The following is a 7,069-nucleotide window of genomic DNA, read 5'->3' on the forward strand; positions in this document are numbered from 1 at the left end:
CGCCCTACACCGCGCGCCGCGCCACCACCTTCGAGACCTATCGGACCACCAAGCCGCAAGCGACCGACAAGGCACAACTGAGTAACGTCGGACCATGATCAGCTACGCACGCCAGAATCAGGACGAGTCCGGCGCCGAAACGCCCGCGTCCACCTCAGCGTCGGACGAGCACATCGCGCCGGCTCCCCGGGTGTCGGTGCAGGCCTTCTGCGAGTCGGTCGAGACCGCCGCGGCGGTGCAGGCCGCCGGCGAAGACCGGCGGCTCGCCAAGGCCCATCTGAAGATCCAGATGGGCGGCATGGCGGCGGCGATCGAAGCCTATCGGTCGGCGCCCACGCCGAACGTCATCATTCTGGAGACGGATCCGCGCAGCGACGTGCTGGCCGGGCTCGATCAGCTCGCCACGGTCTGCGACCCGGGCACCCGCGTCATCGTCATCGGCAAGGTCAACGACGTCACGCTGTATCGCGAACTCGTCCGCCGCGGCGTCAGCGACTACGCGATCGCCCCCGTGGCGCCGATCGACGTTGTGCGTTCGATTTGCAATCTGTTCTCCGCGCCCGAGGCCAAGGCGGTCGGCCGCATCATCGCGGTGGTCGGCGCCAAGGGCGGCGTCGGCGCCTCGACCATTGCGCACAACGTCGCCTGGGCGATCGCCCGCGATCTGGCGCTGGATTCCGTCGTCGCCGATCTCGATCTCGCCTTCGGCACCGCGGGCCTCGACTACAATCAGGATCCGCCGCAGGGCATCGCCGAGGCCGTGTTCGCGCCCGACCGGGTCGATACCGCCTTCGTGGACCGGCTGCTGTCGAAATGCACCGACCATCTCAGTCTGTTGGCGGCGCCGGCGACGCTGGAGCGGGTCTATGATTTCGGCAGCGAGGCCTTCGACTCGATCTTCGATACGCTGCGCTCGACGATGCCTTGCATCGTGCTCGATGTGCCGCATCAGTGGACGGGCTGGACCAAGCGCGCGCTGATCAACGCCGACGACATCCTGATCGTCGCGGCACCTGATCTCGCCAATCTGCGCAACACCAAGAACCTGTACGACCTGCTGCGCGCCGCACGCCCGAACGACAGACCGCCGCTGTACTGCCTCAACCAGGTCGGCGTGCCGAAGCGCCCCGAGATCAACGCCGGCGAGTTCGCCAAGGCGATCGAAAGCCAGCCGATCGTCACCATCCCGTTCGACCCGCAGATGTTCGGCGCGGCGTCCAATAACGGTCAGATGATCGCCGAGATCGCGGCGAGCCACAAGGTCACCGACATGTTCCTCCAGATCGCGCAGCGGCTGACGGGGCGCGGCGAAGCCAAGAAACCGAAGGGCGGCTTCCTGTCGCCGATCCTGGAGAAGCTGCGGGCGAAGTAACGCCCACTGGAGTGTTCTCGTGTTTGGTAAGCGTAGCAGTGCAGATCAGGAGGTGCGAGCGAAGCCGGTGAGCCTGGCTCCGGAACCGATTGCGCGCGCGGAAGCGCCCCCGGTTTCGTCGCCGCCGCTCGCCCCAGCGCGTAGCGCCCCTCCGGTCGAAACCCGACGCTCCGACACCTACTACCAGGTCAAGGCGACGATTTTCGGCGCACTGATCGAGGCGATCGATCTGGCGCAGCTTGCCAAGCTCGATGGCGAATCGGCGCGCGAGGAAATCCGCGACATCGTCAACGAAATCATCGCGATCAAGAACATCGTGATGTCGATCGCCGAGCAGGAGGAACTGCTCGACGACATCTGCAACGACGTGCTGGGCTATGGCCCGCTCGAGCCGCTGCTGTCGCGCGACGACATCTCCGACATCATGGTGAACGGCGCCGGGACGGTCTACATCGAAGTCGCGGGCCGCATCCAGCGCACCGGCATCCGCTTCCGCGACAATCAGCAGCTGCTCAACATCTGTCAGCGCATCGTCAGCCAGGTCGGACGGCGTGTCGACGAATCCTCGCCGATCTGCGACGCTCGCCTCGCCGACGGCTCTCGCGTCAACGCCATCGTGCCACCGCTGGCGATCGACGGCCCCGCCCTCACCATCCGCAAATTCAAGAAGGACAAGCTGACGCTCGATCAGCTCGTCAAATTCGGCGCGATCACGCCCGAAGGCGCGGAGATCCTGCAGATCATCGGCCGCAGTCGCTGCAACGTGTTGATCTCGGGCGGCACTGGCTCCGGCAAAACCACGCTGCTGAACTGCCTGACCAACTACATCGACGACGACGAACGCATCATCACCTGCGAGGACGCGGCCGAATTGCAGCTGCAGCAGCCGCACGTGGTCCGCCTTGAAACCCGCCCGCCGAACATCGAGGGTGAAGGCCAGGTGACGATGCGCGAGCTGGTGCGCAACTGTCTGCGTATGCGTCCCGAGCGGATCATCGTCGGCGAAGTCCGCGGACCGGAGGCGTTCGACCTGCTGCAGGCCATGAACACCGGCCACGACGGCTCGATGGGCACGCTACACGCCAACAATCCGCGCGAGGCGCTGTCGCGCTGTGAGTCGATGATCACGATGGGCGGTTTCTCGCTGCCGTCGCGCACCATCCGCGAGATGATCTGCGCCTCGATCGATGTCATCATCCAGGCCGCGCGCCTGCGCGACGGCTCGCGCCGTATCACGCACATCACCGAGGTGATGGGCATGGAGGGCGACACGATCATCACCCAGGACCTGTTCGTCTACGATCTGATCGGGGAGGACGCGAACGGCCACATCATCGGCCGTCATCGCTCCACCGGGATCGGGCGGCCGAAGTTCTGGGAACGCGCGCGTTACTACGGCGAGGAAAAGCGGCTGGCTGCGGCGCTCGACGCTGCCGAAGTCGCCAGCAACGTCTGACAGGAAGCGGCCCGATGCCAATGCAAACGCTCGCCCTGTTCTTCTTCGCAGCGCTCGCGGTCGGCGGGCTCGCGTGGGTCTTTCTGTATCCACTGTTGTCCGGCGAGAAGCAGGCCGAAAAGCGCCGCTCCTCCATCGCGCGCACGACTCCGGCGGTGCGGCAGGTCGACAAGACGCAGCGTTCGCGGCGCGAGCAGATCGAAGGATCGCTACGCGAGATCGAAGCCCGCAACCAGAAGCAGAAGAACGTCGCGCTGAGCACCCGGCTGACCCAGGCCGGCGTCGACTGGACTCCGAAGAAGTTCATCACGGTCTCGGTCGGCCTCGGCGCGACCATGTTCGCGCTGGTGATGCTGTTCGATGGCGGCCTGCTCGCCGCCTCCGCGCTCGCCTTCGCCGGCGGCTTCGGCCTGCCGCGCTGGACGCTCGGTTTCCTCAAGAGGCGTCGCGAAAAGAAGTTTCTCACCGCCCTGCCCGACGCCGTCGACGTCATCGTGCGCGGCATCAAGGCCGGGCTGCCGCTGTTCGAGTCCATCAAGGTTGTGGCGGCGGACGCGCCGGAGCCGCTGAAGAGCGAGTTCAACGCGATCATCGAAACCCAGGCGATCGGCATGCCGCTCGGCGACGCCTGCGCCCGCTTGTACGATCGCATGCCGCTGCCGGAAGCGAACTTCTTCGGCATCGTGATCTCGATCCAGCAGAAATCCGGCGGCAATCTCTCCGAAGCGCTCGGCAACCTGTCGAAGGTGCTGCGCGACCGAAAGCGGATGGCCGAAAAGATCCAGGCGATGTCGATGGAAGCGAAAGCTTCCGCGGCGATTATCGGCTCGCTGCCGCCGATCGTGATGTTCCTGGTCTATCTGTCGACGCCCGACTACATCTCGCTGCTGTGGACGCATCCGACAGGCCGTCTGATGCTGGCCGGCTGCGTCGTGTGGATGACCGCGGGCATCCTGGTGATGAAGAAGATGATCAATTTCGACTTCTGACGAGGTGACCCATGATCGATCTTCTCGTTGAGAAGTTTCACGACCGGCATTTCATGACGATGCTGCTGGCCGCGATTGCGGCCAGCGCCACGGTCTACACGTTGGTGATGCCGCTGTTCGCCGGCGAAACGCTGACCAAGCGCATGAAGGCGGTGGGCAGCGAGCGCGAACGGATCCGTCAGCGCGAGCGTGACCGCCTGGCAAACGCAGAGCGCGTCTCGCTCCGCCAGGCGCCCAAGCAGTTCGTCGCTAAGGTCGTCGAGGATCTGAACCTCGGCAAATGGGTGGCGCAAGAGACCGCGCGCGACAAGCTGGTAATGGCCGGCTATCGGGGTCAGGCGCCCTACGTCACCTTCCTGTTCTTCCGCATGGTGATGCCCATCGCCAGCGGTGTCGCCGCCGCGATCTATATTTTCCTGCTGACGAATCTCGACCAGTCGACGCCCGTCAAACTGGGCATCTGCCTAGGCGCGGTGTTTCTCGGCATGCAGGCCCCGATGCTGTTCATCAAGAACGCGATCTCGAAGCGCCAGCTCTCGATCCGGCGCGCCTTTCCAGACGCGCTCGACCTGCTGCTGATCTGCATCGAGTCCGGCATGTCGATCGAGGCGGCGTTCCGCAAGGTCTCGATCGAAATCGGAACGCAATCGGTGCCGCTCGCCGAGGAGTTCACGCTGACCACGGCCGAACTGTCCTATTTGCCCGATCGCAAACAGGCCTATGAAAATCTCGCGGCGCGCACCGGTCTCGAGGGCGTCAAGTCGGTCTGTCTGGCGCTGCAGCAGGCGGAACGTTACGGCACGCCGCTCAGTCAAAGCCTACGGGTGATGGCCCAGGAAAACCGCGACATGCGCATGAACGAGGCCGAGAAGAAGGCCGCAGCGCTGCCGCCGAAGCTGACGGTGCCGATGATCCTGTTCTTCCTGCCGGTGCTGTTCGTGGTGATCCTCGGCCCGACCGGCATCAAGGTCGCAGCGATGCAGTAAGAGGAGCGGCGGACCTCGACCGCAAACCGTTCGAACCTTGATCACACGGAAAGACTGAATCATGCCCGGCCTTGCGCCGGGCATTCGCGTTTAAGTCCGACGTAACAAAGAAAATGAGGTGCCCGAGAGCAGCCCGGCTACACTAGCGGTGATCGCAAACTAAGCGACTGGAAGTGATCTCGTCTCGCGCACGCCGGCACCCAACAGCAGACTCTTAGCCGCGGCGAGATCGCACGATCCGTCCCTATTCGCCGGAGGCGAGCACGCCGCCCCGTCGCGGATCGGCCTTGCCGTCAAGCATCTGCTTCAGATAGGCCACGTTCGCCGCGGCCTCCTCGGCCGGCAGGTCGGCGCGCACGATATTCTCAGCCTCGGCGTAGCGCCCCTGCAGACCGATCACCAGCGCCAGGTTCTGCCGGACCCGTGGATCGGCGCGGCCGCTGGCAGAGGCCTGCCGAAGCGTGTCTTCGGCTTTGGGCAGATCCTTGGTGAGTACGTAGGACATGCCCAGGTTGGACAGCACTGACGGCTCGTTGGGTGCGAGCCGCAGCGCGCTCGCGTAGTAGCGGCGCGCTTCCTCGCTCCGCCCCATCTGGTCGAGCACGGTGCCCTGCACCGACAAGATCCGCCAATCCGGATTGTCCGGGCTGTGCGCGTTGGAGAGTGCATCGAACGCCGCGCTGAAATTGCCGTTGTCGGCCAGCGCACGGCCGTAGGCCGCGAGCACTGTCTTGTTGCCGGGATTGGCGAGCGTTGCCCGCTCCAGCATCGCCACCGCCTGTGCGCGCTGACCGATCGCGCGCAACGCCTGGCCATAGGCCACCGCGGCTCCAGGATCCTTCGGATTGGACCGATAACGTTCGCCGGCGATTTCGGCCGTGCGGCTCGGATCTGCCGGAGACTCGGCGCGCGAATTGAGAGCGCCGGTGATGCCCGACATGGCAGTGGTCTGACAGCCGGCGAGAGCCGTCGCCAGGACCGTGGTCAAGGCCGCGGACGCGAGAAACCGGGCAAGACAAGAGAGCTGATGCATGGCAACTTACTCACGACCGACCTGAATGATCGAAGTTCAAGCCAGCAATAGACCGTTAACCCTAATGTCGGGTTAATCCACGCCTTCTCTGCCCTTACGAAAGACCGCGCATGTCCTCGCTGTTCGCCACCGCTCCGGAACCCACCGCAATTCCGATCTCTTTCGTCACCAGGTCCGGATGGGACGAATTGTGTGCCGCACTGCCGCCAGCCGCGCAGCGCTTCGCCCGCGCGCATGGCTACACGGGCAAGGCGGGACAATTTCTCGCCTTGCCGACGCCGGAGGGCGATATCGGCCACGCGCTGTTCGGGCTCGACGAGGCGGATGCGCGCGCCAACGATCCGTTCCGCGTTGGGCAGTTGCCTGCGCTGCTGCCGGCCGGGACCTATCGCTTCGCCAACGCGCCACACGATGCCCGCCTTGCGGCGCTCGCCTTCGCGCACGGCGCGTACAAATTCGGCCGCTATCGCAAGGCAGAGCCGCCGGCCGGGAAGCTCGTGCCGCCCCAGGGCGTCGACGTCGCGGCGATCGAACGCATCGTGACGGCCGCGACGCTGGCGCGCGACCTGATTAACACGCCGTCGAACGACATGGGCCCGGCCGAACTGGCTGAGGCTGCGCAGGTTCTGGCGCAGCGTTTCGGCGCCGCGTTCAGTTGCATCGTCGGCGACGATCTGGTGGCCCAGAATTTTCCGCTGATCCATGCAGTCGGCATGGCAGCGACGCGCGCGCCGCGGCTGATCGACTTCACCTGGGGCGATCCGGCGCATCCGAAGGTGACACTGGTCGGCAAGGGAGTGTGTTTCGACACCGGCGGACTCGACCTGAAGCCATCGAGCGCGATGCTGATCATGAAGAAGGACATGGGCGGCGCCGCGAACGTGCTGGCGCTGGCGTCGATGATCATGGACGCGAAGCTCAAGGTGCGGCTGCGCGTGCTGATCCCGGCGGTCGAAAACTCTGTCGCCGGCAACGCGATGCGGCCGCTCGATATCTTTCCGTCGCGCAAGGGGCCGACGGTCGAGATCGGGAACACCGACGCCGAGGGCCGCCTCGTGCTGGCCGATGCCCTGGCGCTCGCCGACGAGGAAGCGCCCGACCTGCTGATCGACCTCGGCACGCTGACCGGCGCCGCGCGCGTCGCGCTCGGGCCGGACCTGCCGCCCTACTACACCAACGACGAAGCGCTGGCGCTCGATGTGGCGCGCTACGCCAAGGCCGAAAACGACCCGC

The 7,069-nt window shown here is 65.4% G+C and carries 6 protein-coding genes; 5 read left to right on the plus strand and 1 reads right to left on the minus strand.

Going from position 1 to position 7,069, the window contains the following annotated elements:
• Positions 1 to 94 precede the first annotated feature (94 nt).
• The 4 genes from ACOJTD_RS05730 to ACOJTD_RS05745 are packed head-to-tail and all read left to right on the plus strand — an operon-like array spanning position 95 to position 4,803.
• Positions 95 to 1,372 (plus strand): AAA family ATPase, encoded by a 1,278-nt coding sequence (locus ACOJTD_RS05730; RefSeq protein ID WP_420131965.1) that lies wholly within the window; start codon positions 95 to 97, stop codon positions 1,370 to 1,372.
• A gap of 19 nt (positions 1,373 to 1,391) precedes the next feature.
• Positions 1,392 to 2,828: a CpaF family protein gene (locus ACOJTD_RS05735; RefSeq protein ID WP_420131966.1), complete on the plus strand. Its 1,437-nt coding sequence runs from the start codon at positions 1,392 to 1,394 to the stop codon at positions 2,826 to 2,828.
• A 14-nt stretch (positions 2,829 to 2,842) separates the two neighbouring features.
• The gene (locus ACOJTD_RS05740; RefSeq protein WP_420131967.1) at positions 2,843 to 3,817 is read left to right on the plus strand and encodes a type II secretion system F family protein; all 975 of its coding nucleotides are present in this window, start codon (positions 2,843 to 2,845) and stop codon (positions 3,815 to 3,817) included.
• Between the two features lie 11 nt (positions 3,818 to 3,828).
• The gene (locus ACOJTD_RS05745; RefSeq protein ID WP_420131968.1) at positions 3,829 to 4,803 is read left to right on the plus strand and encodes a type II secretion system F family protein; all 975 of its coding nucleotides are present in this window, start codon (positions 3,829 to 3,831) and stop codon (positions 4,801 to 4,803) included.
• A 244-nt stretch (positions 4,804 to 5,047) separates the two neighbouring features.
• Here ACOJTD_RS05745 and ACOJTD_RS05750 read toward each other — a convergent pair whose 3' ends face one another.
• On the minus strand, positions 5,048 to 5,836 hold the full coding sequence (locus ACOJTD_RS05750; protein WP_420131969.1) for a tetratricopeptide repeat protein: 789 nt from the start codon (positions 5,834 to 5,836) through the stop codon (positions 5,048 to 5,050).
• 110 nt (positions 5,837 to 5,946) lie between these two features.
• On the opposite strand from ACOJTD_RS05750, the gene ACOJTD_RS05755 reads away from it, so the two are divergent.
• Positions 5,947 to 7,069: leucyl aminopeptidase family protein (locus tag ACOJTD_RS05755; RefSeq protein ID WP_420131970.1), on the plus strand; the 1,123-nt coding region annotated here is incomplete at its 3' end.

The sequence above is a fragment of the Rhodopseudomonas sp. genome (genome assembly GCF_048594845.1).
GTDB lineage: Bacteria > Pseudomonadota > Alphaproteobacteria > Rhizobiales > Xanthobacteraceae > Rhodopseudomonas.

Coding starts and splice junctions, on each gene's coding strand:
- ACOJTD_RS05750 (WP_420131969.1), bottom strand. CDS start 5,836: ATGCATCAGCTCTCTTGTCTTGCCCGGTTTCTCGCGTCCGCGGCCTTG.
- ACOJTD_RS05745 (WP_420131968.1), top strand. CDS start 3,829: ATGATCGATCTTCTCGTTGAGAAGTTTCACGACCGGCATTTCATGACG.
- ACOJTD_RS05730 (WP_420131965.1), top strand. CDS start 95: ATGATCAGCTACGCACGCCAGAATCAGGACGAGTCCGGCGCCGAAACG.
- ACOJTD_RS05740 (WP_420131967.1), top strand. CDS start 2,843: ATGCCAATGCAAACGCTCGCCCTGTTCTTCTTCGCAGCGCTCGCGGTC.